We start from the raw sequence: 24,637 nt of genomic DNA, 5'->3' as shown, positions 1-24,637 counted from the left end.
GCTGTAACCAGTACGAATATCGTTACGATCGAAAGAAACTCATTTGCAGCCATAAAAACCAATAACTCTATGAGCATCATAATGAAATTGACTTTACCTGGATTACTTATCCTATTGGCGAGCTTACTAGTGCCAATGTCTGCCCAGGCCAACGATGAGGCCCTTGCCACCCCACAATACACCTATTACACCTTGGCCCCGGACATTACGACCAATTATGTTACCCAAGGCAAGAAAATCGGTTATCTCCGCCTGCAGGTTGATCTGATGGTGGCCGACCCATCACTGATCCCAGAAGTCGAGCACCATGCCCCGCTGATCCGCGATGCCATCATCAGTATTATCGGCCAGCAGTCCGAAGCCAGGGTCAAATCGCTGGCGGGCCGCGAGGAAATCCGCCAGGCGTGCCTGAACAAGGTCAACGAGCTGCTGCTTATCGAGACCAACAAACGGCTGCTGACCGAGCTGCTATTTACCAAGTACCTTTACCAGTAAATCGATAGCTCCCAGACACAACAAAGGCGCCCCAGGCGCCTTTGTTGCTGTGTGTGCTAACATCCACTTTTATCAAGCCGCATTCTCGTGGAAAGCGTGCCAGGTAGTAATGTACTCGGCCACTTGCTGTTGCTGCTCTTGGTTGAGATACAGACCCAGTTTGCTGCGACGCCACAATACGTCTTCTGCCTGCTGGACAAATTCGTAGCGCAGCAGGTAGTCCAGCTCCTTGGCATAGAAGCCGGCGCCAAAATGCTGCCCCATATCGGCTTCGCTAGCGACACCGATAAAGATATCTGCGCTGCGGTTGCCGTAGTTGGTCGCCATCCGCTCGGCGGCCACCGCCTCCAACCACGGGAAACGCTGATGCAGATCAGCGGCCTGCGCCTTGGCATCATAGCCAGCTTCACCGCCCGGCAGGTAGGCATCCGCCGTCCACGGCTGGGCCATGTGCGGGAAGAACGGCGCCAGCTTGGCCATCGCGGTCTCGGCCAGTTTGCGGTACGTCGTCAGCTTGCCGCCGAAAATCGACAGCAGCGGTGCCTGATTGCCTTCCTGCTCCAGCTCCAGCGTATAGTCACGGGTGATGGCCTGCGGCGAGTCAGACTCATCGTCACACAGTGGGCGCACCCCGCTGTAGGTCCATGCTACATCGTCACGATCGAGCTTGTTGACGAAATGGTTATTGTAGACATCCAACAGATAGCCGATTTCATTGTCATCAATCGCGACCTCGCGCGGATCCCCTTGGTACTCAACATCCGTGGTGCCGATGATCGAAAAGCGGTCGAGATACGGGATCACAAACACAATACGGCTGTCTTCATTTTGCAGGATATACGCCTGCTCCTCACCATGGACCCGCGGAACCACAATGTGGGAGCCCTTGATCAAGCGAATATTGCGCGGTGACGGCAGCGCTAGGCTGTTATCGTAAAAGGCTTTCACCCATGGACCGGCAGCATTGACCAAGGCATGGCAGCGGCGCTCGAACACCTCCCCAGTGAGGGCGTTACGCACCGTCACCCGCCACAGATCCCCTTCACGCTCGGCGGCTTCGACCGCACAGCGGTTGCGGACTTCGCCGCCACGCTGAGCCACTTCCATCGCATTGAGGATCACCAAGCGCGCATCATCCACCCAGCAGTCGGAATATTCAAAACCCTTGGTAATTTCCGGTACCAAGACCGAATCGGCCCCAAACTTCAGGCCGCAGCTTGCCGGCAGTGTGGTGCGCTTGCCAAGGTGGTCATAGAGGAACAGTCCGGCGCGGATCATCCACGCCGGGCGCAAATGCGGACGGTGCGGCAGACGAAAGCGCATCGGGCGGGCAATATGGGGGATTTTTTTCAGCAGTACTTCCCGCTCGGCCAGCGCTTCGCCGACCAAGCGAAACTCGTAATGCTCGAGGTAACGCAGGCCGCCATGGATCAGCTTCGAGCTGGCCGACGAGGTTGCCGATGCAAAATCCTGCGCTTCGTAAAGGCCGACACTGAGGCCACGCCCCGCGGCATCCGCCGCGATACCGGCCCCGTTGATACCGCCACCGACGACAATCAGATCCAACACTTCGTTTTTTGCTGCCATTTCACCACCTCGACTACTGACTTTCGTTTTAATGTTCGTTTTCGCGCACAAACGCTCGATTACGAACACTATAGACAATAAATTGATTGAGATCATCATTATTGTGCTCGAATGTTTAAGTAATCATGACCAGCATGGCATTTCACGAAAAAAAACGGGCTGCTTATTAAGCAGCCCGTTAAGGGTGTATCTGTCGATTAGGCCTACAAGCCTATAATATTGAAGCGCTATCGGATAATTTCTATATGAGTATCATGCTCAGCCAGGCGTTTGGCCAACTCTTCAGGCGGTGTCTGGTCGGTAAACAGCATATCAACCTGGCTGATATCCCCCAGGTTGACCATCGCATTACGGCCGAATTTGGTATGATCGACACCCAGCATCACACAGCGGCTGTTTTCAATGATCGCCTGCTTAACCCGCACTTCATGGTAGTCGAAATCGAGCAACGAGCCGTCGAGGTCAATCCCACTGATCCCCAAGATGCCGAAATCAAGGCGGAACTGGGAGATGAAATCCAGTGTTGCCTCACCGACGATGCCCCCATCGCGGTTACGAACTTCACCGCCGGCGAGGATCACCCTGAAATCATCCTTGCCGGTCAGAATACTCGCCACATTGAGGTTGTTGGTAACGATACGCAAATCGTTATGGTTAAGCAGCGCACGGGCTACCGCTTCCGGTGTCGTACCGATATCAATAAACAGGGTCGCGCCGTCGGGGATATGGGCAACCATTGCCTGTGCGATGTTATCTTTTTCGGCCAGCTGCATCACCTTGCGGGTGCTGTAGGAGGTATTGACCGAGCTTGATGGGATGGTGGCTCCACCGTGGTGGCGGCGGATCTTGTTATCTTCCGCCAGCTCGTTGAGATCCCGCCGGATAGTCTGCGGGCTGACATTGAACCGCTCAACCAAGTCATCGGTGCTGACATAGCCTTGGGTTTTGACGAGATCAATAATTTCCTGGTGACGTTTACTCTGCTTCACGACTGACGCGGCTCCCTTTCGCTGTGGCCTGGTACCCTAACAAGCTGTCTTATGAAATCGATATCATTTAAGGCAAGATCAACTTGAAAAACAACAAGGCTCCGCACAATGCGAAGCCTTGTCATATTACCTAGGGTCTAATCAAGATGCCAATGATGGCGCTCCCAATCATGCATTTTGTGCTTGCTGACCGGCTTCTTTTTCTCGGTGCAGACGGCTTTCGCCAATCAGCGCCAGGGTCAAGAAAAAGATTGATAGGCCACAGGATGCAGTCAACACCATGAAACCGCCATCCCAGCCGAAGTGGTCAACGGTGTAGCCCAAGATAGCGTTCGCCGCTACCGCACCACCCAAATAACCAAACAATCCTGTCAGGCCAGCTGCAGTACCTGCCGCTTTCTTCGGTGCCAACTCAAGCGCGTACAGGCCAATCAGCATCACCGGACCGTAGATCAGGAAGCCGATAGCAACCAGGGCGGCCATATCGACCGTCGGGTTACCTGCAGGGTTGAACCAGTAGACCAGTACCGCGATGGTCACCAGTGCCATGAACAGAATACCTGCCGGTGCCCGGCGGCCCTTGAAGAATTTATCTGACATCCAACCACACAGCAGCGTACCTGGGATCCCCGCCCACTCGTACAGGAAGTAGGCCCAAGACGACTTGTCGACGGTGAAATGCTTCACTTCGCTCAGGTAAACCGGTGCCCAGTCCAATACCCCGTAGCGGATCAGGTAGACAAAGGCGTTGGCTACCGCAATGAACCACAACAGCTTGTTGTTGAACACGTACTTGAAGAAGATTTCCTTGGCGGTCATTTCCTGCTCGTGAGAAACATCATAGCTATCCGGGTAGTCATTCTTGTGCTCTTCAATGGAAGGCAGGCCACACGACTGCGGGGTATCACGCATTACCAACAGGGTGAATGCGGCTACCAGCAAGGCAAAGAATGCCGGTACATAGAAAGCCGCTTTCCAGTCATCGTTGAATGCCCACAGGCCTAGCAGGAACATAGGTCCAATCAAGCCGCCGCCCACGTTGTGGGCCACGTTCCAGACCGAGACAACCTCACCCCTTTCCTTGCGGGACCACCAGTGCACCATGGTCCGGCCGCAAGCAGGCCACCCCATGCCCTGGAACCAGCCGTTGAGGAACAGCAGGATAAACATGGCCGCGATACTGCCCGTTGCCCACGGCATAAAGCCAAAGCACAGCATTACGATAGCCGACATGCTCAGACCGGCCGCGAGGAAATAGCGCGGGTTAGAACGATCAGAGACGCTGCCCATCAGGAATTTCGACAGGCCGTAGGCGATAGAGACGGCGGCCAGGGCAACACCCAGATCCCCGCGGCTGTAACCGTATTCTTCGATCAGGTAAGGCATCGCCAGGCTGAAATTTTTTCGAACAAGGTAGTAGCCAGCGTAGCCAATGAAAATACCGGCAAACAGCTGCCAGCGCAGGCGCTGATAAGCGGAGTCAACCTGGCCATCGGGCAGACGCTCCCGATGCATAGCCGGTTTGAAAATACCAAACATAGAATGTTCCTTTTTATAGTGTTTTTGCGATGGTATGGGTACAAACGAGTACAAGACGAGCGAAAATAATCAATAACGCTCAATGTATGCAAATTATTGCTCTAATGAAGGTAAGAAAATGTGAATAATGTCAAATAGGTAGATTTAATCACTAACTCTGGCGAGAAAAGCGGGAGATTTTGGCGGAACTACGAGCGGGTTTGACATATCAACAAAAAAGGTGAACATCCGCAGCCGGATATTCACCTCTTTATAGTGGCCATATCGGCCTAGCGGCGAAGTTTGGCATCCGCCCAGCCGAGGGCGCAGCCGCTGAGCAAACCGAATAGATGAGCCATATTGGCCACCGACATCCCCAGGATATCGGCAAAGCCCAGTACCAGCCAAACCAGCATAAAGACCACGTAAGGCTTGGGGATCGACAGGCCGCGCTGAGGTGCCAGCCAGCCCATCCACCAGATATAGCCCAGTAGCGCGTACACCACGCCTGACAAGCCACCAAAATTCGGACCATGGAACCAGAACTGGGCAAAGCCCGATACCAGCGCCGATATCAGGAACACCTGAAGCAGCTTGGCGCTGCCGCTGTGCCGCTCCAACTGACCACCGAGGATCCACCACCACAGGCAATTGAAAATCACATGCAGGGTCGAGAAGTGAATGAGGGCATGGGAGAAAAAACGCCATAGCTGCCACTCATCGCCGTCCATCAACGGAAAATGCATCAAGCTGAAGACCGGTTGCTGCATACCGAATAGCCACAGCAGATAAATCGCCACAGAGGCGGCCATCACCAGCAAGGTGAAAGGGCCCGCCTGGGCGCGGATCAACCCGAGCAAACTGGGGCTCCGGTAGTAAAACTTGGCCGTGCGGCTTTCGGCAACATCCCACGAGGCCGCCTGGTATTTGCGATCATAAGGATTGGCGAGAAACTGGTTGAGCTCCGCTTCTGCCTCCACCAAATGCTGCCCATCTTCCAGCCAAAGAGCAAACAACCCTTCCGGCTCCGGGGCCATCACCAGCGAAATGCCTCGTGAGGCCATATAATCAATAAAAGCCTGGGCCTGGCGAGGGTTGTCCAATCCGGCTAAGCGGTGCATATCAGTCTCCACAGTGAAGGGCTTTCGGCATCATAAGGTTATCAGACCGAGCGATACCTGCCCCGCCCCACCATCGCCTGCCACTCAGGCCATCTGGATACACGGGTATGCGCTGCGCTTCCAGGCTTCAAATCCCCCATCGAGGCTGTAGACACAGTCGTAGCCCTGATGGATAAGATATTGGGCAGCGCCTTGGCTGCTGATGCCGTGGTAGCACATCACTATCACAGGTTGCTCGAAATCAACCTCATCCATAAACGCCACCATTGTATCATTAGTTAGGTGGAAGGCGCCTTCCGGATGGTTCAAGGCATAGGACTGGGGATCCCGAATATCGACCAGTACCGCTTCGCTACCTTCCCGGGTTAGCAACTGGTAGGCCTTCTCGACAGAAATATGTGCAAATTGGTCCATAAAATACGCTGACTCTTGTTGGTAATGATCAACAGGCAGGATCATCCCGCCCGATAAAAATGTGACGATCGTCCGTTTTGGCCATGACCACCACGTACCGTCGTGTTTTCCCATTGTACCCGATCAAGTTACTCACAACCCCATCGAAAAAATAGGGTTAACCATCACCGGCCAAACAGCGGCAAAGCCCCGTACGGCAAGGGCTAGCAACGCCCTTGGCCACCACGGCCACAGCAAGATGATCAAAACACCACCAGCTGTGGAAAAATCTGTGAATTGCGTTGATAATGTGTCCCGGCCAATTTGGATCCACTATATATAGATCGGATCATGCAAAAACCTGTGGATAACTTCAATTCGAGTTCACATTTCTCCATGCTTTTGTGAGGTATCTCTCAGATTTTAGGTACAAAAAAACCAGCCTCAGGCTGGTTTTCTTTCTTTGCGATTTGTGGATAAATTACCCAGGATCCTTAGGCAAAGTCACCGACGGCTTCCTTGAGCTTTTTCATCGCATTTTTCTCCAACTGGCGGATCCGCTCAGCGGAGACCTGGTAGTGTTCTGCCAGCTCCTGCAAAGTCGCTTTGTTATCTTCAAGCCAACGCGAACGCACGATATGCTGGCTTCGCTCATCCAGGCTCGCCAGGGCATTCGACAAACGGTTGTTGGCGTGCGTTTCCCAGTTGTTTTCTTCAACACTTAACGCAACGTCTGATGATTTATCCTCAAGATAATATGCCGGGGCACTGTAGCTGGCCTCACGATCATCATCTTCTGCTGGCATTTCGAAAGCAGGATCCTGGGCGGCAAGGCGGGATTCCATCTCGCGAACTTCATTCGCCTCCACACCAAGTTGCTCAGCAACCATTGCCACTTCGTCATTGTTGAACCAGCCAAGGCGCTTCTTCGCCTTGCGCAGGTTGAAGAACAATTTGCGCTGTGCCTTGGTAGTTGCAACCTTGACGATACGCCAGTTACGCAGCACGTATTCGTGGATTTCAGCTTTGATCCAGTGAACTGCAAACGACACCAAGCGAACACCCACTTCCGGGTTGAAACGCTTGACCGCTTTCATCAGGCCAATGTTACCTTCCTGAACCAGATCAGCCATTGGCAAGCCGTAGCCAGAGTAGCCACGAGCAATGTGAACAACAAAGCGCAGATGGGACATGACCAATGCCTTTGCCGCATTGAGATCACCATCGAAATGAAGACGCTCAGCTAACTCGCGCTCCTGCTCAGCCGACAGCATAGGATAGCTGTTGACGCTCTGGACATAGCTATCCAGACTATCTGCAGTAACCAGAGCCATTGAAGTCATCTCTTGTGCCATTCAACAAACCTCGTTTATTTTTTGTACCAATGAGAAATTGCATGAACCGACAATGATGCCTGTAAAACAGGCCTCATTGCAAGCAAGCCGCGTAATTTACACCATTTATAGAGTCAAAAATGTCAGATAGGTTCAATTTCTTTCAAATGGCGTCCCGCCGACAAACGGGCTGCCAGCAGTCCTAGAAACGCCGAGATCATCAATAAGATCAATGACTCATCCCAACCTAAACCGATCATTCTAAACGGGCTGTCATACAAATCTGCCAAATTAGCCACGGCGCCATCAAGCAGCATCGCAACCAGTGCGGTCAGCAACCAGGCGGCCACTCCGCCGATCACCCCATACCAAACACCGGTATAGAGGTACGGGCGCAGGATAAAACTGTCCGTCGCCCCAACCAGTTTCATCACCTGGATTTCATCGCGCTGGTTGAGCACCTGCAAACGCAGGGTATTACCGACAACCAAGAACACAGCAAAAAGCATCAGCCCGGAAATAATCATAGCCAGAATAATGACAAGTTGCTTAATCGCAGCCAAACGCTGGAGCCAGTCGCTATCCAGCCTGACCTCATCTACCCCGTTTTGCACCCGCAAGCGCGAGGCCAGGTCAGTGGCCTTGGCATCCATTTGCCATGCCTCGGTCGGCTTGATAATTAACACCGCCGGCAGCGGGTTGTCATCCAGCAAGCTCAGGGCCTGTTCAAATCCGGCCTGCTGGCGGAACTCAGCCAGCCCCTGCTCGGGCGAGATCGATTCCAGGTCGGCGATTTCCGGCCATGCCGCCAACTCATTATGCAGCTGCTTGGCCTGTCCTGCCGAGATCGCTGGCTCGAGGTACACCGTCATTTGGGTCGGGCTTTGCCACACCTGGGCCACCATGGTGACATTTTTGGCGAATAAATAGAAACTGGCAGGCAACGTCAGCGCAAACGCCAACACTGCCAAGGTCAGTATGTTGCCGAGCGGGCGGCGCATCATGTCGGTAAGCGACTGCTTACATTGCTGTTTGTGCAGGGCAAAAAAGCCCGTTTTATTTTGCGCCACTGGCTAACTCCCTTAACTGTCCCTGATACAGATCCAACCGGCGGTAGTGATGGGTGGTCAGCAGCGAAGTATCATGGGTCGCCATCAGCACCGTGACCCCGACCCGGTTGAACTCTTCGAACAGCGCCATGATCTGGCGCGACAGGGCCGCATCGAGATTACCGGTCGGCTCGTCGGCCAACAGCAGCATCGGCTTATTGACGATAGCCCGGGCAATACCCACCCGCTGCTGCTCTCCCCCCGATAGCTGCATCGGCAAACAACGGGCCTTGTCCAGCAGCCCGACCTTGTCTAGAGCCGCCGAAGCCCGGCGCTTGATCTCGTTCTCGGTCGCCTGCTCAACCCGCAGCGGCAGGGCCACATTGTCGTAGATGGTTCTATCCATCAACAACTTGTGATCCTGAAAAATAATCCCGATATTGCGGCGCAGAAACGGGATCTGCTTGTTATCAATGCGGGTAATATCATGTCCATTGAACATGATCTTGCCGTCACTCGGCCGCTCGATGGCACAGATCAGCTTCAGCAGAGTACTCTTACCCGCACCCGAGTGCCCGGTCAGGAACGCCATATCTGCGGGCTGCAGATGGAAATCGACCTTTTGCAGGGCCTGGCGTCCGCCCCGATAAGCCTTACTTACCTGCTGAAACCGAATCACACCTTATTCCTCGTCACTAAACAACGCTTCGATAAACTCATCCGCCGCAAACGGGCGCAAATCTTCGATCCCCTCACCGATACCGATGTAGCGGATTGGGATATTGAACTGATCGGCGATGGCAAAGATCACCCCGCCCTTGGCGGTCCCATCCAGCTTGGTCAGGGTAATGCCGGTTACCGGTGCCACCTCGCTGAACAACTTGGCCTGACTGATGGCATTCTGGCCGGTGCCAGCATCAACCGTCAGCATGATTTCATGCGGTGCATGCGGATCCACCTTCTTCATCACGCGGACGATCTTGCGCAGCTCTTCCATCAGGTTGCCTTTGTTCTGCAGACGACCTGCAGTATCGGCGATCACCACATCGACGTTCTTCGCCTTGGCCGACTCGATCGCATCGAAGATCACCGAAGCACTGTCCGCACCAGTGTGCTGCGCCACAACCGGGACGTTGTTACGCTCACCCCATACCTGCAGCTGCTCGACCGCCGCTGCACGGAAAGTATCGCCAGCGGCCAGCATCACCGACTTGCCCTGGCTCTGGAATTGCTTGGCCAGCTTGCCTATAGTCGTTGTCTTACCGACCCCGTTCACGCCAACCATCAAGATCACGTAAGGCTTCTTGGCTTGGTCAATCACCAGAGGCTGTTCGACCTTAGCCAGCATGCCGGACAGCTCTTCTTTCAGCAAGCCGTACAGGGCATCGCCATCTTTGAGCGACTTGCGATCCGCTTTATCGGTCAGGTTCTCAATGATTTTGAGAGTAGTATCCATACCGACATCGGCCACCAGCAGCTGCTCTTCCAACTCCTCAAACAGCTCGTCGTCGATTTTCTTGCCGCGGAACAGGCCGGCAAACCCCGAGCCGAAATTGGTCTTGGTCTTCTTCAGGCCACGCATCAGGCGGGCGAAGAAGCCTTCGCTCTTCGGTTTTTCCTGCAGAGCCTCGGCTTCTTGTAGCTGGGCCTTGGCTTCTTCTTCGGCCACGACCTGGGCCTCGGCTTCGGCTTCCGCCACCGCTTTCGCTGCTGCCTCGGCTTCGGCTTCCGCCGCCGCTTTCGCTGCTGCCTCGGCTTCGGCTTCCGCCGCCGCTTTCGCTGCTGCCTCGGCTTCGGCTTCCGCCGCCGCTTTCGCTGCTGCCTCGGCTTCGGCTTCCGCCGCCGCTTTTGCTGCTGCCTCGGCTTCGGCTTTCGCTGCCGCCTCGGCGTCTAGCGATTCATTCGGTTGTTCTTTTACCGCTTCAGCCTCAGCTGAAACCGTTGATTGTTCTTGATTTTGTTCGGTTTGCTCGGTCTGCTCCTCAGAGCCAAAACCCAACCACGAAAATAATCCGCGTTTCTTTTTTTCTGCCATTGGCAAATCCTAGAGCTTGATTGGTACAATTTGCGGCCTAAACACAGGTGTATACCCCTGGCGGCATAATTCGGCAAGCATGTTTTCACCTACAGCCAAGGGGTTTGGGTATACTATCATTTTCTAAACGGTCGAAGAAATCTATGACAAGACGCAGACAACAATCAGGGCGAAATATGCCAAACAGCCGCCGTGACGGGTTCGTTAGGATCATCAGCGGACGCTGGCGTGGGCGCAAACTGCCCGTTCACGACGTCGAAGGCCTACGCCCGACCACCGATCGTGTCAAAGAGACCGTGTTCAACTGGTTGGCGCAAGATATTATCGAATCACGCTGCCTTGACCTGTTCACCGGCAGCGGCAGCCTCAGTTTCGAAGCCCTCTCTCGCGGCGCCAGCCATGTCACCATGCTGGAGCTCGACAAAAAAGCCGCTGAACAGCTTGAAAAAAACCGCACCACCATCGGCGCCGACAATGCCAAGGTCGTCAATGCCGACAGCCTGGCGTTTTTGAAACAAGCCGGTACCCCGCATGACGTGGTGTTCATCGACCCGCCGTTTCGCAAGGATCTGATTGATGAGGTGATCACCCTGCTGGAGCAGAACAATTGGCTATCTCCCCATGCGGTCATTTATATTGAGGCAGAAAAAGAACTCGGGGAGCTAGCGACACCGGCACACTGGCATCTCCATAGGGAAAAAACAGCGGGACAGGTTTGTTACCGCTTATTCGAAAGAGAGGAAGCATGAAAGCACTGATTTTACTTGCCAAAGCGGCGATTGGCTTTGTCTGGCTGGTGTTGCTGATCAACATTTTCCACCCGTTTCCGGGGGTTGCAGCCATGGCACTCTATATCATGACCGGTTTCCTGTTCATGATGCATGGCCTGCAAATGCTGATCTTCATCGGCGCTTTCGGGGACAAAATCGCCATGACCCGGTGGGAGAAATGGTCAATCCTGATCTTCGGCATCTTTGCCCTACTCGACATCCGCCGCAAGCACATGATGTAACCCCAAGCGACAAAAAACGAGGCCATTGGCCTCGTTTTTTTACAGCATAAAGAACTTGCGGATCCCATCGAGGAACATCTGGGTCGATATCATGATCAGCAGCAGCCCCATCAGGCGCTCGACGGCCTTGAGCCCCTTCTCGCCCAGCAGACGGTTGAACACCTCATAGAACATCAGGATCACAAACGACGCGCCCCAGGCCAGCAACACGGCAATCACCCAGTCCATGGTCCGGCCCGGCCCCTGGTTAGAGAGCAACAGCAACGACGCCAATACCGACGGTCCGGCAATCATCGGGATTGCCATCGGCACGATAAACGGCTCTTCGCCCGCCGCCAACCCCGTTACGCCTCCTGGCTGCGGGAAAATCATCCTGATCGCGATAAGGAACAGAATAATACCGCCGGAAATGCTGACGGTCTCGGTCGAAACGTGCAGGAAGTTCAGCATTTTCTGGCCGCCAAACAGAAACAGCAGCAAGATCACCAAGGCAATCAGTAATTCCCGGATCATGATAAAACGACGGCGCTTAGGCTCAATATGCCGCAGGATAGACAACATAACCGGCAAGTTGCCGAGCGGATCCATGATCAGAAATAGCATGACCGCCGCAGAAATAATTTCCACAGAGCAGACCTCAGATAGAGAATAAGTAAAAGAAATATCAAGAAATAAGAGCGATCGGCCAGAAAGCCAACCGGAGGCGGAAGAGTATAACAAACCATCAGCGGAGTGGCGATATTTTTACCACCCGCCTATCCAAGCGGCTAGCAGGCGCTAGCCACCCAAGCCAGCACTAGTGGTTGCACATCCGCTCGCGGTTGGCTGCAACATAATCGCCATCCTGTACCACCTTGCGGCGGTCAAGCAGGAACGTCATCAGGGCATCAAAAGTCAGATCTTGCTGGCTGCAGGTATAGAAACGGACATCTTCACCGTATTCAGCCACAATCGCCTGCTTCAGGCTAGCAAAAGTGTATGGGGTTTCAGCGGCCAATAACATATTCAGCAGGTTATGGGCGTGGACTTGATTATCACTCATCGTCGGTATTCTCTTCACGGCATAATAGCGGCATTGTAGCGCTCCCCCAGTGAGGATATTTTGACCAAAGACAATATAATGCATTTTAAATGTATGTTTCAAGGTTCGGCCAACCTATCCTGACCGCACCGCCAGCACAATTCAAACTGGCTGCCGTTATGCTCGCCGCAACCTGAGCATACCCAGCCCGCTTGGTCGGCGCGTTCATATTGTTCAAGCAACCGCTGGGCGCTCGCTTGCTGCGAGGCTTTCACCCACAAGCCCACTTCCACCACATTGGCTGGCAACTCCCCCGCGGCAGCGGCTAGCCCCTCGCCGCTGAGCTGAACCTCAATCTGCTGGGCTTCCAGCATCCCCTTGAGGCTATGTGCTTCCAGGGCATTCCCGGCATCATAGATCTTGCACCATGTCTGCGACATTCGATCCCCCATAACTGCTGGCTACAGACCAGTATGATCTAAAGACAGGTTTCCGGTTGCAAAAGTTTCCGCTGTCAGCCACTAAACGGCGAGTAACGTGGCGGCAATTAACGACTGGGCAAGAAAGTAGCTGGCCATCACCAAGGTTGTCGCCACTTTGAACGGCCCTCGGAAACGATCAATTGCAAGGCAGAGATCGGAAAACATAAATACCGCCGCCCCGGCAAATGCCAGCAGCGCCGAAGTTGACGCCGTCGTCAACCAAAACTCACCGGCGGCCCAAGCCATCTGAGTAATTACGGCAATGTATATTGCAACCGGGACAAGCATCCGGCCCAGCGAAGGGAGCAAAAGCAGAAAAACAATGACCCCACCCGCAGCCAGCATTGCCGGCAACCACCAGACCATCTGGCTGCCAAGCTGGGACCAGAAGGCGGCGGAATAAGCAATATGCGCCAGAGCGAAAGCCGCCACCCCTGGTATAAAGCGGTCTTTTGGCCACATCAAGAAGACATCACCGACTACGGACAAGCTCAATCCGAGCAAGATAGCTAGGTGATAGAAACTGCCGTCTCCCGACTGCCAAGCCACGCTGATCAGGAGCAGCATGGTAAAAGGCTTGAAAATATAGAATTGCCAACGAGGGCCGTAATAAGCCGCCGTTATATGTAAAAGAGCTGAAAGAGCAATGGCTAACCAAACCCACATAGTTTCACCGTTATTATTATGAAATTGTCACTGACGGCAATATTGGCCGAGTCAGTGGCTTGCTCAGTTTAGGATCTGATCGGCGATTGTCTAGCAAGGAAAGCCAATAACTAGCGGCGAATCATATTAATCAGCTTCTCTCTGAATGTTCTGTGAGCGGTAAATCATCCGCTGCTGGAAAACTCAAACAGCAAACGATTGGCCTTGTTCTGCCTTGCTCCCAATAGGCAAAATTAGACAACCCAGCCGACAAAGGGCAGTATCACAGCCTAAAACACGCAAAAATAAAAAACAAAAAATACTATAAAACAGACACATAAACTCAAATGAACTTAATTTACCAGAGGTAAACATTCAGTCCGCCAACAAGACAATCATGAAGACAAAAGGATGTTGATCTCACATAAAAAAACTCAAATATGCATTTTATCTAGCCATGAGAGCCGCCCACAAGGTCACTCCCCGCCAGCAAACAGCTCAATAACACCTTTTTTGATCCAGCAATAACATCGACTAGCATTTTGAGATAAAAACACCACAAAGCTCAAGCAGACCACAAAACAACCAATAAAGTTCAATTAAAAAGAAATATAAAACAATAACTTAAATTAAAACGACGTACTAAATAGCGATTAGGTTGATTTTTATCCCGCTCAAAAAACACAATTCACTTAACCATAAATAGCCTTTTAATGGGTCAATAAATTATTTTTATGACAACAATATGACAATTTGGCTTGTTTAAAGCATAAAATCAGTGCTATTCTTATTTACAACATCAATCAAGCAGCAAAAAGGAGCCTTACCATGTTCACTTCCTCTCAAAAACAAGGCCTTATGATGATCGCCGTGGTTGTCGGACTAATGACGCTGCCAGTGATTTATTAAGCAAAAAAAATTCAAAAAAAAGGTGCCTGATAGGCACCTTTTTTGTTTTCCTCTTTTTCTTCAGCCTTTGAAGGCTAGAGCTTGCGTCTATTATTGCCTTTTCCTACGGCGTCAAATCGATATGATGCCAGTGAAGGGAATAAAACCATATTGCCAACGCCGTAACCCCTACGACTAATAGCACGGCTGCCGTCCAGACAAAACGACCGCTGCGCGGGGTCAGCTCTTTCTCGCAGGCATTGCAGGCAGCGATGAATCCTTTTTTGTCGTCGAGCTTATAGCCTTCTTCATGTACGGTCTTGTTACGGATAGAAGCAATAAACCGTAACTTGGGAATAATTTCGTGTGGCAGGCGCTCCTCACAGCTAGTGATCAGCTGGTGCAAGCCTTTGCCCTCAGCATGGTAATGTTCACGCAGCAGGCTTTCGATACGCCTCGAACGTGTTACCACTAACTCTATGTTTGCCATCGACTCTCTTCCTTGCTCACTCGTTCTACTAACTTACCTCGACTTTGCACTAAAGCAAAGTACCGCGTTGAGCCATATCATGGATACCTCCAAGGAATACGCAAAGACTTGGCCGTATATCTTTGCAAACCATGCTTGCCGCGATCACGGTTTTTGCCGCCGGTCGTATCCTAACCTTCCCAAATTGCACAATAATGAGAGCCTGTTAGCCCCTCAAGGAGAACTCATGCCAGTCACCATTCCCGTCATCATTATTGCCTTGCTAGCGATCGCCCTGTTCTGCTTTGTCCGTGTCTACCGCCAGCACACCATGGGGGAGAATGCCCCGGAGCGCCAGATCGAGGTCCAAATCCTCGACAAGCAAAGTGTCCCGATCATGGGTGCCCGCCCGGGTGAAGACGACGAAGAGTACTGGATTTATGTGCAACCAACCCAAGGCGGGCCGAAGCGCGAATTCATGGTCGGCATCCATTATTACCATGCCCTCAACCCGGGAGATACGGGGTTAATGACCTACCAAGGCGTGACCTTTCGCCATTTTGCCCTCAAGCGAGACTAAATAGCCCAGCTAAGGCACCAGCCAGGCTGTTTTGGGACTTTTCGCCAGCAACCAGCTTGCAGCAAGGGCCAAGGCCGTGATGATCACCGTCCAAAACGGGATCATCAAAGCCGGCGGCATAAAGTACCAGTCATAAGCTCTCACTGGCCACAGGAAGATTGGATGCAACAAATAGATCCCGAGGCTATAGCGGCTCATAAAGGCCAGTTTATCCAGCCCGCCCTCGCTAATCTTGTCCGCGACATACCGCCCCAAAGCAAAGATCATGGCAGCAATCAGGGCGGTATTGAGCGTCTTGTAGGACATCCACCGGCCAACCTGATATTCCCCGGCGGCGAAACTGTTGCTCAGCACCATCGCATCGGTGATCAGCAAAGCTGCAATACCCAGCGGCAACAGCCACTTCAGGCTCGGCCAGCGTAACTGGAAGATGCAATAGCCGAACAGTAAGTACCCACTATACAAAACCAGCTCGTGGCTCCATGGACCATCGATTTTGAACAAGAACAAGGTTGTCAGCAGCAGCCACACCGAAGTCAACGCCAGCGTCGCCTGCCTGTCGTGATGCTGGACAAAATAGCGCAGGAAAGGCACGACGAAATACAACGGGATAAAGTAGTAGAAAAAGCCCAGGTGATAGTAGGTTTCATGCACCGGCAGTGCTTTGAGGGTTTCGAAGGCCGCACCGCTATCGAAACCGGCTGGTGTTAGCCCAGACAGCCAAGCATAAAACACTGACCAGACCAAAAAAGGTACCAACACCTTGCCGAGACGGCGCCGGACATAGTAACCGAGTTCAAACGGACGGGTATCGGTCAGCATCAGGGCACCGGTGATCATAATAAACACAGGCACCGCCCAGCGACTGAAGCTGTTAAAGGTGGTGGCCGTAATCCAGCCGCTGTCCGGCATCACCCCGAACTGATCGCGGTAGGGGCCGAGCACGTGGATCACCACCACGGCTAGCGCAGCCACACAGCGCAGCACATCAAAAAAGCGAACCTTTTCCCTCACACCAGCCCCCTAGCAGCCCCAACAAAAAAGGGTATCCCCGTAAGGATACCCTTTTGAATATAGCAGGCTGTGTCTATTAAGTAACTGAATAAGCATAGATTTGCTGCTAAATTAACCCCATGCTGACATTAAGGCTAGAGCCTTGACTGAATCGCCCTAGGGTTGCTGACGCGTTGCCGCCAGCACAATTTCACGAATGCACAAGTGTTGCGGCTGCTGGTAAGCATAGCTAATGGCATTGGCAATATCCTGCGGAGCGATCACCCCGCCCATACCCTCTTTCCACTCTTCATAGCCCGCTTTGATATCCTCGCTGGTGGTATGGCTCAGCAATTCGGTTTCCACTGCACCCGGTGCAATCGTGATAAAGCGCACATTGTCGTCGGCCACTTCCTCACGGATATTTTCCGTGATCGCATGCACCGCAAACTTGGTACCACAGTAGGCCGCGTGGTTAGGGAAAGTCTTGCGGCCGGCAATTGAGCTAATGTTGATCACCGTCCCGCTCTGGCGAGCCTTCATTTTGGCCAGTACCGCATGGATACCGTTCAGCAGCCCCATCACATTGACGTCGAACATGGTTTTCCATTCCGCCGGATCTTGCTCATGCGCTAGGCCAAGCAACATCACTCCAGCATTGTTCACCAGGCAATCAACCGGGCCGTACTGGGCTTCCGCTTCTTCAATTGCAGCGGCAAACGCCGGGCCGTCGGTCACATCAACTTGGCGGCACATCGTGTTTGGCAGGCCCAAAGCCGTCAAGCGGTCGATACGGCGCGCGAGCAACAGCAAAGGATGTCCCTGTGCCGACAGCGTTCTGGCCGCCGCTTCACCAATACCCGAACTTGCCCCTGTGATCACAACAAGAGACTTAGACATAGTTTCACCTTATATATAGAAAGAGAACATCCCCCGGGCTCTTGCCCGCCAGGTCCATACCAGTGGCCACCAGCAGATGGGTGCTACTATATCGGCCTTATCCCTCGGTGAAAAATATCGATTACCTCTGATTATCATAAATTCTAGCTATGGATACAGGCTCTCCCCGCTGGAAATTTGATAAGAATTGGTTAACAAAATGCTATCACAGCGCAATTAACCGGCGATAAATTGCCCTTTTTGTGAGTTTAAGCACGCTATTTTCGGGCTGCGATTTCTAATTAATTGATATCCGGTTATTGAACAAAGGTTAACAAACCGAAAATGGACAACTGATTTCATAGAAATCAACAATAATAAAGCAAGCAACCATCACAAACCCAGCACATTACAACGAAAAAATAACAACACGCAGACAAAAAATAAGCAATTGACACATTTTGACACAATTATATCTTGTTTGTGACGTTAACAATGACGTAACCTTCCCCGCGACAAGAGATGTACCCATTGATGGGATTAAAACGATAAATGGAGGTCGTGATGCATTCATCTGCTTCACCGCAAACACAACAACAACCCAAGAAAACATTATTTACCCGTTTTCTAGATACCGTCGAGTGGCTAGGTAACCTGCTACCACACCCAATCACCCTTTTTGCCCTTTTCTGTGTGGCTATCTTGGTTGCTTCCGGTATTGCTGGCTATTTCGGCGTGTCTGTCGTCGACCCGCGTCCTGAAGGAGCTGCCGGCCGAGCGGCTGACGGTATGATCCATGTGGTCAGCCTGTTCAATGCCGAAGGTCTGCAAAAAATCGTTGCCAATCTGGTAACCAACTTCACCGGTTTTGCCCCGCTCGGTACCGTACTGGTCGCCATGCTGGGTGTAGCGATTGCCGAGCACTCAGGCATGCTGTCTTCTGCAATGCGTGGCCTGGTTATGGGTGCTTCCAAGCGTATGGTGACACTGGTTGTCGTTTTCGCAGGCATCATTTCCAACACCGCTTCTGAACTAGGCTACGTCGTACTGGTTCCACTAGCGGCGATGCTATTCCACTCACTGGGCCGTCACCCGCTCGCTGGTCTGGCTGCGGCGTTTGCCGGTGTATCCGGTGGCTACAGTGCGAACCTGCTGCTAGGCACCGTTGACCCGCTGTTGTCAGGCATTACCCAGACCGCGGCACAGATGATCGACCCGAACTACTCGGTCGGCCCAGAGGTTAACTGGTACTTCATGTTCGCGTCGACGTTTGCCATCACCATCATGGGTGCGTTCGTTACCGAGAAGGTTGTTGAGCCGAAGCTGGGTAAATACAACCCAGAGGAAGCCAGCGAGGACTTGGGCAGCGACAAGCTGGGCAAGATCACCGAACTTGAGAAGAAAGGCCTTAAAATGGCCGGCCTTGCGGCACTGGTTGTTGCGGCTCTGCTGGCACTGACCATCGTGCCGGAAAACGGCATCCTGCGTCACCCTGAAACCGGTCTGGTCGCCGGCTCTCCGTTCCTGAAGGGTATTGTTGCCTTCATCTTCGTCTTCTTCGCTATCCCTGGCTTTGTCTACGGTAAAGTCGTGGGCACGATGAAGAACGACCGCGATGTTATCGATGCGATGTCAAAGTCCATGTCTTCTATGGGTATGTACATCGTGCTGGTATTCTTTGCCGCGCAGTTCGTGGCCTTCTTCAGCTGGACCAACTTCGGCCAGGTGTTCGCGGTAGCGGGTGCTGACTTCCTGCAGTCAATCGGCCTGACCGGCCCGATGCTGTTCTTCGCCTTCATCCTGATGTGTGGCTTCATCAACCTGATGCTAGGCTCTGCGTCAGCGCAGTGGGCAGTAACCGCACCTATCTTCGTGCCGATGCTGATGCTGGTTGGCTACGCGCCGGAAACGATCCAGGCGGCTTACCGTATCGGTGACTCAGTAACCAACATCATCACACCGATGATGAGCTATTTCGGCATGATCCTGGCGGTAGCAACGCGCTACAAGAAGAACCTGGGTCTGGGTACGCTGATCTCAACTATGCTGCCATACTCGCTAGTGTTTATGGTCGGTTGGAGCCTAATGTTCTACCTCTGGGTATTCGTATTCGGTATCCCAGTCGGCCCTGGCGCAGCTACCTACTACAGCGTAGGCTAATCCAACTCTCTGTCACCAAAGCCGGGCTTCTGCCCGGCTTTGTGTTTTCTCCTCCGCTCCACCTCTCGCCAGTCTTAGGCCCCATTCTTTGCTATTATTGGCGGCATCACTTACCAGCCTGAGCCATTCCATGGATCTACGCCTCCTGCGCTTTTTTGTCGCGGTGTACGAAGAGAAGAACATCACCCTCGCCGCCGAGCGCTGTTTTGTGTCCCAGCCATCGATCTCCAATGCCATCAAGCAACTGGAAGATGAGCTCAATACCACCTTGTTCGAGCGCCACAAGAAAGGGGTCAACCTGACCGACGAGGCCCATTACCTCTACCCCCTGGCAGTCAGATTGCTCAGTGACGTCAACCGCCTGCCGTCGCTGTTCCAACAGCGTACTGAATGTCTGCCACTGCGACTGGGCAACTTTCCCGATCTGAGCCAGACCGCCCTGGCCCGGGTATTCCGCTGCCTACAACAGCATATCCCGAATTTGCTACTGGAGCTGGTGGATCACGATGCGCCAGCGGATGCCCGCCTGACGCTGGATATGTTCAAGCAAGACGACGAGATTTTTCTGCCGCTGTGGGAGGAAGACTATGTGCTGTGCATGCTGCCGTCCCATCCGCTGGCCAAACTGGACAAAGTCAGGCCGGAACAGCTTCACCAGCATGACTTTATAGAGTGCCCGCCGTGCGAGGCCCACCAGCAGACCATCGGCCTGTTGGCCTGTGACGGGCTGGCCGTCAACCTGGTTGCCAAGGCCGAGCATAAAACCCAGGTCATGCACCTGGTTCAGGCCGGTCTCGGGATCTCCTTCCTGCCGACCGGGGTGCTGGAAACCGCCACCGAGCTGGTCACCGTCCCGCTCGACGGGCCGCGGATGTTCCGCCGGCTCGGGTTATGCTATCCGGCCAACAAGACGCTCAATCCCGCTCTGGCCGAGACTATCAAGGCGCTCAGCCAGTCTGGGCGGCGGTAAGGGGACGAGGTGGGGCTTGGAGATCGTATTTCGACGACCACAGTAGCGCGAGCTGGTAGCTTTGGCCGATGCGCGGACCATCGATCCCCAGCGCCTGGCCGAGCTGGTTTACCTGCCACCACCGAGCCTGCTCGTAGGCAATGGCCAGCTCCAGCAGTTGACCCAGCGGGCCCTGCTGGTGCAGCAGGGCCTGGCGTATTTCCGCCTGCAGGGGCAGCTGGGCCAGCAACTCGTCCAGAGGCTGGTCGAGCAAGGCATCGATCAAAGAGAGCAAGCCGGTCATAAAGGCTGGTTTGGCCTCGACATCCTGCCCGCAGGCCGCCGCCAAGATCTCGCACATCCTTCCGCGCTGTAGCGATAAGGCGTAAAGCTCGTGGGGCTTATCCAACGAGGCCTGGGCGGTCGCCACGGCGCTGACAAAAACCTTGAGCTTTTCCTCGCCCAGATACACCAGAGCCTGCTTGAACTCACTGATCGGCACTTTGAGCCTATCGACAGCCGTATTGACATAGCGCAGCAACAGATAAGACAGCGACAAGTCAGAGGCGATGATCTGCTCCACTCGCTCGAAGTCGACCTGATCCCGGCATACCTCCTGCAGCAGCCGCAGGGTCGATAGCCGCTCGGGCTTGAGGTTGCGGCTTTTGAGCAGTTCAGGACGGCTGAAGTAATAGCCCTGGAAAAAGTGGAACCCCGCCTGGTGAGTCAGGGTGTAGTCGCGGTGGGTCTCGACCTTCTCGGCAAGAAACATCAGCTTCTTGTCGCGGTTCTGCGCGACATACTCGCACGCGGCCTCAAGCCCGATTTTGAGCAAGTCCAGCTTGATGATATGCACATAGGGCAAGAAACGCTGCCAACGGGGATCCATATTGAAATCATCGAGTGCGATCATATAACCCAACCGGTTCAAATGGCGGATCGCAAGCAGCAACTCATCATTGGGCTGGCAGGTTTCCAGCACTTCGATCACCACCTGCTTTTTCGGCAGCAGGGTCGGTAGCAGCCTCACCAGGCTTTTGTGGGGAAAATTAATGAAGCAACGTTTGCCCGCCTGAGCCATACCATCGCTGTCGGCAATAAAGCTATTGACCAGCAGGCAGCAGGTCGCCTTGTTCTCATCGACACCGACGGGAAAGGCATTGTCCTCACCGTCCCTGAACAGCAGCTCATAGCCGGCCGTTTTCTGGTGACGGTTGAAGATAGGCTGGCGTGCAACGTAGGAATACATAAAACTGAAAGAGTCTCCACAACAAAAGGCAAATACCGTATTGCCCCGATGGCCGCGAACAGCCTCAGGCCTTGGCGGTCGCCAACAGCGCCCCACAACCAATAAACATCGACCCGAACACGCGGTTCAGGGCTGCCATGATCCTGTCCGAGCGAATATAGCCCGCGAGCCGGGAAGCCAGTACCACGTATCCCAGCATCACCATGGCATCGACTGCAATCGTGGTGATCCCCAGCACCCACAGCTGGGCCATCTGCGGCTGACCAGGGTCGATAAACTGGGGAAACAGCGCCACCAGAAAGACCACGGTCTTGGGGTTGGTCAGGTTCACCAGTACCGCCTGGCGGCACAGTTGCCGGGCTGGCACCTGCGGGCTTTCGCCACCGAGCTGGAACTGGCCCCGATCGCGCCACTTTTGCACCCCGAGCCAGATCAGGTAACCGACCCCTGCCCATTTGATCACCGTGAACGCCGTTGCCGACTGGGCAATCAAGGCGCCCAGACCCACTCCCACCAGCACAATGTATACCCCAAGGCCGATTTGCAGACCCGCTATCGATGCCAGAGACTTGCGCCAGCCATAGGTCATCCCATTGCTGATGGAGTTTACCGTGCCTGATCCCGGCGCGATGCTAAACACAATCGCCGTCGCCAGGTAAGCCAACCAGATTTCAAGTTCCACAGAGCTTTTTCCTTTTCGCTATTCTACCGGAGGTGAGAGGGTAACCGCATAAAAACGCCACACGTTAACAGCTGTTCACACCTTATGGCAACAGGAAGAATCACATTGGGTTATACTTGCCCCAGATACTGTTAACCGAGATGATGAATGACTGTCCAGCCCCCACATTTTTTTGATTTATCCCAGGAAAACCGCTTCGCAGAAACCATGGCCGGCCCCGCGGCCAAGCTGTGGCAACATCGCCAGGAAGGTATGTTCCAGGGGGTCAACCGCACCAATATTGGCTGGGTCTCATTTACCGGCAACAACCCGGACAAGGCCATTGTCGTCGTCAACGGCCGTATCGAGAGTTACTGGAAATACCAAGAGCTGTTTTATGACCTGGTCCGCCAGGGCTACGATGTCTACTCCCTCGACCACCGCGGCCAGGGCATGTCTGATCGTCTGGCAGAAGACACCGAACTCGGCCACGTCGGCCACTTCGACGACTACGTCAACGATCTGGACACCTTCATCGAGACGGTGGTCAAACCCAAAGGCTACCAGCAACTGTTCATGATCGGCCACTCGATGGGCGGTACGGTGACCAGCCTCTATTTGGCCCGCCACCCGGGCACGGTTGCTCGGGCAGCGCTCAGTGCCCCGATGCACGGTATCAACATCAGCAAGTGGATGCGCCCTATCGCTTCGCCCCTAGCCCGGGTGATGGAGCAGCTCCAGCGCCAACCAAGCTATGCGCCGGGCCAGGTCCCCTACTACCCCAAGCCCTTTGCCAACAACCCGCTGACCCAGAGTCAGGTGCGCTACCAGTGGTTCCGGGATCTGTACGAGCACAAACCGGAACTGAAAATCGGCGGACCCAGCGCCCGCTGGGTATGGCAAGGACTGGCTGCCGCAAAGAGCTGTATCAACGAGGCCAGCAAGATTACGGCCCCGGTCCTGCTGCTGCAGGCCAGTGAAGATACCATCATCGACAATGCCGCCCAGCAGCAATTCCACCAGGCCATGGTCGAGGCCAACCGCGACTGCCAGTTCAAGGTGATCGAAGGCGCCCGCCACGAGTTGCTGTTCGAGGCCGATACCTACCGCCTACCGGCGCTGGCCTCTGTGCTTGAGCATTTCCGTAAAGCGGAAATACCCAACGCATAAAATAGCCTCTTTTCTCTTGGGGGAACTGGTTTAAAATTGCACTGTTTCCCCAATGCCGCAGGCATTGGGCCTCTGTTCCTACCGCGAGAGGTTTCATGTACAAAATTATTGCATCGGATCTGGATGGCACCCTGCTAACCCCTGATCACAAAATTGCCCCGTTTACCAAAGATACCCTCAACCAGCTTCACCATCAGGGCAAAGACTTTATCTTCGCCACTGGCCGCCACCACATTGATGTGGCAGGGCTGCGTGAGCAACTGGGGATCCCTGCTTACATGATCACCTCCAATGGCGCCCGGGTGCACAATTGCAAGAACGAAGTGATTTTCCAGCAGGATGTCAAACCTGAGGTGATCACCGGCATTATTGCCATGACCAAACACGATCCGGCGCTGAAAATCCATATCTACCGCAACGATGACTGGCTGCTTAACCAGGAAGACCCAAGCTTGCGTGATTTCCATGACACGTTCAGCTACCAATTGTTTGATGTCGATAACCCGCCGCTCGAAGGCGTCGCCAAAATTTTCTTCACCCGCGATGACCGCGACCACGACAAGCTGGTGGAATGGGAAGACAAGATCAACGCCCAGTACGGTGACAAGGCCAATGTGGCGTTTTCTACCCCGTGGTGTCTCGAGGTGATGGATGCCAATGTCTCCAAGGGCCATGCCCTGGAAGCAGTGGCCAAAGAGAAAGGCTATGCCCTGAAAGACTGCATTGCCTTCGGGGACGGCATGAACGATGTCGAAATGCTGACCATGGCCGGCAAGGGGCTGGTGATGGGGACATCGCACGACAAGGTCAAAAATGCCCTGCCGAACAACGAGGTGATCGGTAACTGCAGCGACGAGGCTGTGGCCCACTACCTCAGCGGCCTACTGCTCAAATAGGCAGACAGGAGTGCCCGTCGGGGAGGCAGCCGCTGGCTGCTTCCCGTTGCCTCGCGGCCTCC

Annotated in this window: 26 protein-coding genes; 8 read left to right on the top strand and 18 right to left on the bottom strand. The window is 53.8% G+C overall.

Going from position 1 to position 24,637, the window contains the following annotated elements:
• Window positions 1-81: 81 nt before the first annotated feature.
• Window positions 82-495 carry a flagellar basal body-associated protein FliL gene (locus PTW35_RS00515; protein WP_281026101.1) on the top strand — a complete coding sequence of 138 codons (414 nt, stop codon included), beginning with the start codon at window positions 82-84 and terminating at the stop codon, window positions 493-495.
• 72 nt (window positions 496-567) lie between these two features.
• On the opposite strand, the gene glpD is transcribed toward PTW35_RS00515, so the two are convergent.
• The 9 genes from glpD to ftsY form a co-directional block, all read right to left on the bottom strand.
• Window positions 568-2,082, bottom strand: a complete 1,515-nt coding sequence (glpD, locus tag PTW35_RS00510; RefSeq protein ID WP_281026100.1) for a glycerol-3-phosphate dehydrogenase — start codon at window positions 2,080-2,082, stop codon at window positions 568-570.
• A gap of 227 nt (window positions 2,083-2,309) precedes the next feature.
• Window positions 2,310-3,071, bottom strand: a complete 762-nt coding sequence (locus PTW35_RS00505) for a DeoR/GlpR family transcriptional regulator (RefSeq protein WP_281026099.1) — start codon at window positions 3,069-3,071, stop codon at window positions 2,310-2,312.
• 168 nt (window positions 3,072-3,239) lie between these two features.
• Window positions 3,240-4,610 (bottom strand): glycerol-3-phosphate transporter, encoded by a 1,371-nt coding sequence (gene glpT / locus PTW35_RS00500; RefSeq protein WP_281026098.1) that lies wholly within the window; start codon window positions 4,608-4,610, stop codon window positions 3,240-3,242.
• A gap of 269 nt (window positions 4,611-4,879) precedes the next feature.
• Entirely contained in the window at window positions 4,880-5,710 is an 831-nt protein-coding gene (glpG, locus tag PTW35_RS00495) for a rhomboid family intramembrane serine protease GlpG (protein ID WP_281026097.1), read from the bottom strand.
• An 84-nt stretch (window positions 5,711-5,794) separates the two neighbouring features.
• Window positions 5,795-6,124 carry a thiosulfate sulfurtransferase GlpE gene (glpE, locus tag PTW35_RS00490; protein ID WP_281027407.1) on the bottom strand — a complete coding sequence of 110 codons (330 nt, stop codon included), beginning with the start codon at window positions 6,122-6,124 and terminating at the stop codon, window positions 5,795-5,797.
• A gap of 473 nt (window positions 6,125-6,597) precedes the next feature.
• Window positions 6,598-7,458 carry an RNA polymerase sigma factor RpoH gene (rpoH, locus tag PTW35_RS00485; protein ID WP_281026096.1) on the bottom strand — a complete coding sequence of 287 codons (861 nt, stop codon included), beginning with the start codon at window positions 7,456-7,458 and terminating at the stop codon, window positions 6,598-6,600.
• Window positions 7,459-7,580: 122 nt separating this feature from the next.
• Window positions 7,581-8,507, bottom strand: coding sequence for a permease-like cell division protein FtsX (gene ftsX, locus PTW35_RS00480; protein WP_281026095.1), 927 nt, complete (start codon window positions 8,505-8,507; stop codon window positions 7,581-7,583).
• Window positions 8,494-9,165, bottom strand: a complete 672-nt coding sequence (gene ftsE / locus PTW35_RS00475; protein ID WP_281026094.1) for a cell division ATP-binding protein FtsE — start codon at window positions 9,163-9,165, stop codon at window positions 8,494-8,496. Before ftsE ends, ftsX begins: the two co-directional genes overlap by 14 nt.
• A gap of 3 nt (window positions 9,166-9,168) precedes the next feature.
• Window positions 9,169-10,521, bottom strand: coding sequence for a signal recognition particle-docking protein FtsY (ftsY, locus tag PTW35_RS00470; protein ID WP_281026093.1), 1,353 nt, complete (start codon window positions 10,519-10,521; stop codon window positions 9,169-9,171).
• Window positions 10,522-10,664: 143 nt separating this feature from the next.
• Between ftsY and rsmD the strand changes: the two genes are divergently transcribed.
• On the top strand, window positions 10,665-11,270 hold the full coding sequence (rsmD, locus tag PTW35_RS00465; RefSeq protein ID WP_281026092.1) for a 16S rRNA (guanine(966)-N(2))-methyltransferase RsmD: 606 nt from the start codon (window positions 10,665-10,667) through the stop codon (window positions 11,268-11,270).
• On the top strand, window positions 11,267-11,533 hold the full coding sequence (locus PTW35_RS00460; protein ID WP_044622278.1) for a DUF1145 domain-containing protein: 267 nt from the start codon (window positions 11,267-11,269) through the stop codon (window positions 11,531-11,533). Before rsmD ends, PTW35_RS00460 begins: the two co-directional genes overlap by 4 nt.
• A 39-nt stretch (window positions 11,534-11,572) precedes the next feature.
• Here PTW35_RS00460 and PTW35_RS00455 read toward each other — a convergent pair whose 3' ends face one another.
• The 5 genes from PTW35_RS00455 to PTW35_RS00435 all read right to left on the bottom strand — a co-directional run bounded on the left by PTW35_RS00455 (window position 11,573) and on the right by PTW35_RS00435 (window position 15,059).
• The gene (locus tag PTW35_RS00455) at window positions 11,573-12,160 is read right to left on the bottom strand and encodes a YhgN family NAAT transporter (RefSeq protein ID WP_281026091.1); all 588 of its coding nucleotides are present in this window, start codon (window positions 12,158-12,160) and stop codon (window positions 11,573-11,575) included.
• A 169-nt stretch (window positions 12,161-12,329) separates the two neighbouring features.
• The gene (locus PTW35_RS00450; protein ID WP_281026090.1) at window positions 12,330-12,575 is read right to left on the bottom strand and encodes a YecH family metal-binding protein; all 246 of its coding nucleotides are present in this window, start codon (window positions 12,573-12,575) and stop codon (window positions 12,330-12,332) included.
• A 98-nt stretch (window positions 12,576-12,673) separates the two neighbouring features.
• Complete coding sequence (locus tag PTW35_RS00445; protein WP_281026089.1) at window positions 12,674-12,994, bottom strand: DUF2007 domain-containing protein; 321 nt, start codon at window positions 12,992-12,994, stop codon at window positions 12,674-12,676.
• Between the two features lie 81 nt (window positions 12,995-13,075).
• Window positions 13,076-13,702 (bottom strand): lysoplasmalogenase, encoded by a 627-nt coding sequence (locus tag PTW35_RS00440; protein WP_281026088.1) that lies wholly within the window; start codon window positions 13,700-13,702, stop codon window positions 13,076-13,078.
• Between the two features lie 991 nt (window positions 13,703-14,693).
• Window positions 14,694-15,059, bottom strand: a complete 366-nt coding sequence (locus PTW35_RS00435) for a DUF4145 domain-containing protein (protein WP_281026087.1) — start codon at window positions 15,057-15,059, stop codon at window positions 14,694-14,696.
• Window positions 15,060-15,285: 226 nt separating this feature from the next.
• Here PTW35_RS00435 and PTW35_RS00430 point away from each other — a divergent pair, with 226 nt between their 5' ends.
• Window positions 15,286-15,618 (top strand): DUF2500 domain-containing protein, encoded by a 333-nt coding sequence (locus PTW35_RS00430; RefSeq protein WP_281026086.1) that lies wholly within the window; start codon window positions 15,286-15,288, stop codon window positions 15,616-15,618.
• Window positions 15,619-15,627: 9 nt separating this feature from the next.
• Here the strand turns inward: PTW35_RS00430 and PTW35_RS00425 are convergent, their stop codons facing one another.
• Both PTW35_RS00425 and PTW35_RS00420 read right to left on the bottom strand, forming a co-directional pair.
• Window positions 15,628-16,632, bottom strand: a complete 1,005-nt coding sequence (locus PTW35_RS00425; protein WP_281026085.1) for an acyltransferase — start codon at window positions 16,630-16,632, stop codon at window positions 15,628-15,630.
• 156 nt (window positions 16,633-16,788) lie between these two features.
• Window positions 16,789-17,511: an SDR family oxidoreductase gene (locus PTW35_RS00420; protein WP_281026084.1), complete on the bottom strand. Its 723-nt coding sequence runs from the start codon at window positions 17,509-17,511 to the stop codon at window positions 16,789-16,791.
• 543 nt (window positions 17,512-18,054) lie between these two features.
• On the opposite strand from PTW35_RS00420, the gene PTW35_RS00415 reads away from it, so the two are divergent.
• Both PTW35_RS00415 and PTW35_RS00410 read left to right on the top strand, forming a co-directional pair.
• Window positions 18,055-19,650: an AbgT family transporter gene (locus PTW35_RS00415; protein ID WP_281026083.1), complete on the top strand. Its 1,596-nt coding sequence runs from the start codon at window positions 18,055-18,057 to the stop codon at window positions 19,648-19,650.
• 130 nt (window positions 19,651-19,780) lie between these two features.
• Window positions 19,781-20,620, top strand: a complete 840-nt coding sequence (locus PTW35_RS00410; RefSeq protein WP_281026082.1) for a LysR family transcriptional regulator — start codon at window positions 19,781-19,783, stop codon at window positions 20,618-20,620.
• Here PTW35_RS00410 and PTW35_RS00405 read toward each other — a convergent pair.
• Window positions 20,598-21,848 (bottom strand): HDOD domain-containing protein, encoded by a 1,251-nt coding sequence (locus PTW35_RS00405; protein ID WP_281026081.1) that lies wholly within the window; start codon window positions 21,846-21,848, stop codon window positions 20,598-20,600. The genes PTW35_RS00410 and PTW35_RS00405 overlap by 23 nt on opposite strands.
• A 64-nt stretch (window positions 21,849-21,912) precedes the next feature.
• Window positions 21,913-22,530, bottom strand: a complete 618-nt coding sequence (gene rhtB / locus PTW35_RS00400) for a homoserine/homoserine lactone efflux protein (RefSeq protein ID WP_281026080.1) — start codon at window positions 22,528-22,530, stop codon at window positions 21,913-21,915.
• A gap of 147 nt (window positions 22,531-22,677) precedes the next feature.
• Here rhtB and PTW35_RS00395 point away from each other — a divergent pair, with 147 nt between their 5' ends.
• The gene (locus PTW35_RS00395) at window positions 22,678-23,679 is read left to right on the top strand and encodes an alpha/beta fold hydrolase (RefSeq protein WP_281026079.1); all 1,002 of its coding nucleotides are present in this window, start codon (window positions 22,678-22,680) and stop codon (window positions 23,677-23,679) included.
• 95 nt (window positions 23,680-23,774) lie between these two features.
• Window positions 23,775-24,575 carry a Cof-type HAD-IIB family hydrolase gene (locus tag PTW35_RS00390; RefSeq protein WP_281026078.1) on the top strand — a complete coding sequence of 267 codons (801 nt, stop codon included), beginning with the start codon at window positions 23,775-23,777 and terminating at the stop codon, window positions 24,573-24,575.
• The last annotated feature ends 62 nt before the right edge of the window (window positions 24,576-24,637 follow it).

The organism is Photobacterium sp. DA100 (assembly GCF_029223585.1).
Taxonomy (GTDB): domain Bacteria; phylum Pseudomonadota; class Gammaproteobacteria; order Enterobacterales; family Vibrionaceae; genus Photobacterium.
The sequence above is the reverse complement of the archived record's forward strand: the minus strand, read 5'-3'. Positions and strand labels throughout refer to the sequence as shown.

What these genes read in the sequence shown, in the direction of transcription:
- PTW35_RS00515 (WP_281026101.1), top strand. Translation starts at nt 82, where the DNA reads ATGAAATTGACTTTACCTGGATTACTTATCCTATTGGCGAGCTTACTA.
- glpD (WP_281026100.1), bottom strand. Translation starts at nt 2,082, where the DNA reads ATGGCAGCAAAAAACGAAGTGTTGGATCTGATTGTCGTCGGTGGCGGT.
- glpT (WP_281026098.1), bottom strand. Translation starts at nt 4,610, where the DNA reads ATGTTTGGTATTTTCAAACCGGCTATGCATCGGGAGCGTCTGCCCGAT.
- glpG (WP_281026097.1), bottom strand. Translation starts at nt 5,710, where the DNA reads ATGCACCGCTTAGCCGGATTGGACAACCCTCGCCAGGCCCAGGCTTTT.
- glpE (WP_281027407.1), bottom strand. Translation starts at nt 6,124, where the DNA reads ATGGACCAATTTGCACATATTTCTGTCGAGAAGGCCTACCAGTTGCTA.
- rpoH (WP_281026096.1), bottom strand. Translation starts at nt 7,458, where the DNA reads ATGGCACAAGAGATGACTTCAATGGCTCTGGTTACTGCAGATAGTCTG.
- ftsY (WP_281026093.1), bottom strand. Translation starts at nt 10,521, where the DNA reads ATGGCAGAAAAAAAGAAACGCGGATTATTTTCGTGGTTGGGTTTTGGC.
- rsmD (WP_281026092.1), top strand. Translation starts at nt 10,665, where the DNA reads ATGACAAGACGCAGACAACAATCAGGGCGAAATATGCCAAACAGCCGC.
- PTW35_RS00460 (WP_044622278.1), top strand. Translation starts at nt 11,267, where the DNA reads ATGAAAGCACTGATTTTACTTGCCAAAGCGGCGATTGGCTTTGTCTGG.
- PTW35_RS00450 (WP_281026090.1), bottom strand. Translation starts at nt 12,575, where the DNA reads ATGAGTGATAATCAAGTCCACGCCCATAACCTGCTGAATATGTTATTG.
- PTW35_RS00445 (WP_281026089.1), bottom strand. Translation starts at nt 12,994, where the DNA reads ATGTCGCAGACATGGTGCAAGATCTATGATGCCGGGAATGCCCTGGAA.
- PTW35_RS00440 (WP_281026088.1), bottom strand. Translation starts at nt 13,702, where the DNA reads ATGTGGGTTTGGTTAGCCATTGCTCTTTCAGCTCTTTTACATATAACG.
- PTW35_RS00435 (WP_281026087.1), bottom strand. Translation starts at nt 15,059, where the DNA reads ATGGCAAACATAGAGTTAGTGGTAACACGTTCGAGGCGTATCGAAAGC.
- PTW35_RS00430 (WP_281026086.1), top strand. Translation starts at nt 15,286, where the DNA reads ATGCCAGTCACCATTCCCGTCATCATTATTGCCTTGCTAGCGATCGCC.
- PTW35_RS00420 (WP_281026084.1), bottom strand. Translation starts at nt 17,511, where the DNA reads ATGTCTAAGTCTCTTGTTGTGATCACAGGGGCAAGTTCGGGTATTGGT.
- PTW35_RS00415 (WP_281026083.1), top strand. Translation starts at nt 18,055, where the DNA reads ATGCATTCATCTGCTTCACCGCAAACACAACAACAACCCAAGAAAACA.
- PTW35_RS00410 (WP_281026082.1), top strand. Translation starts at nt 19,781, where the DNA reads ATGGATCTACGCCTCCTGCGCTTTTTTGTCGCGGTGTACGAAGAGAAG.
- PTW35_RS00405 (WP_281026081.1), bottom strand. Translation starts at nt 21,848, where the DNA reads ATGTATTCCTACGTTGCACGCCAGCCTATCTTCAACCGTCACCAGAAA.
- PTW35_RS00395 (WP_281026079.1), top strand. Translation starts at nt 22,678, where the DNA reads ATGACTGTCCAGCCCCCACATTTTTTTGATTTATCCCAGGAAAACCGC.
- PTW35_RS00390 (WP_281026078.1), top strand. Translation starts at nt 23,775, where the DNA reads ATGTACAAAATTATTGCATCGGATCTGGATGGCACCCTGCTAACCCCT.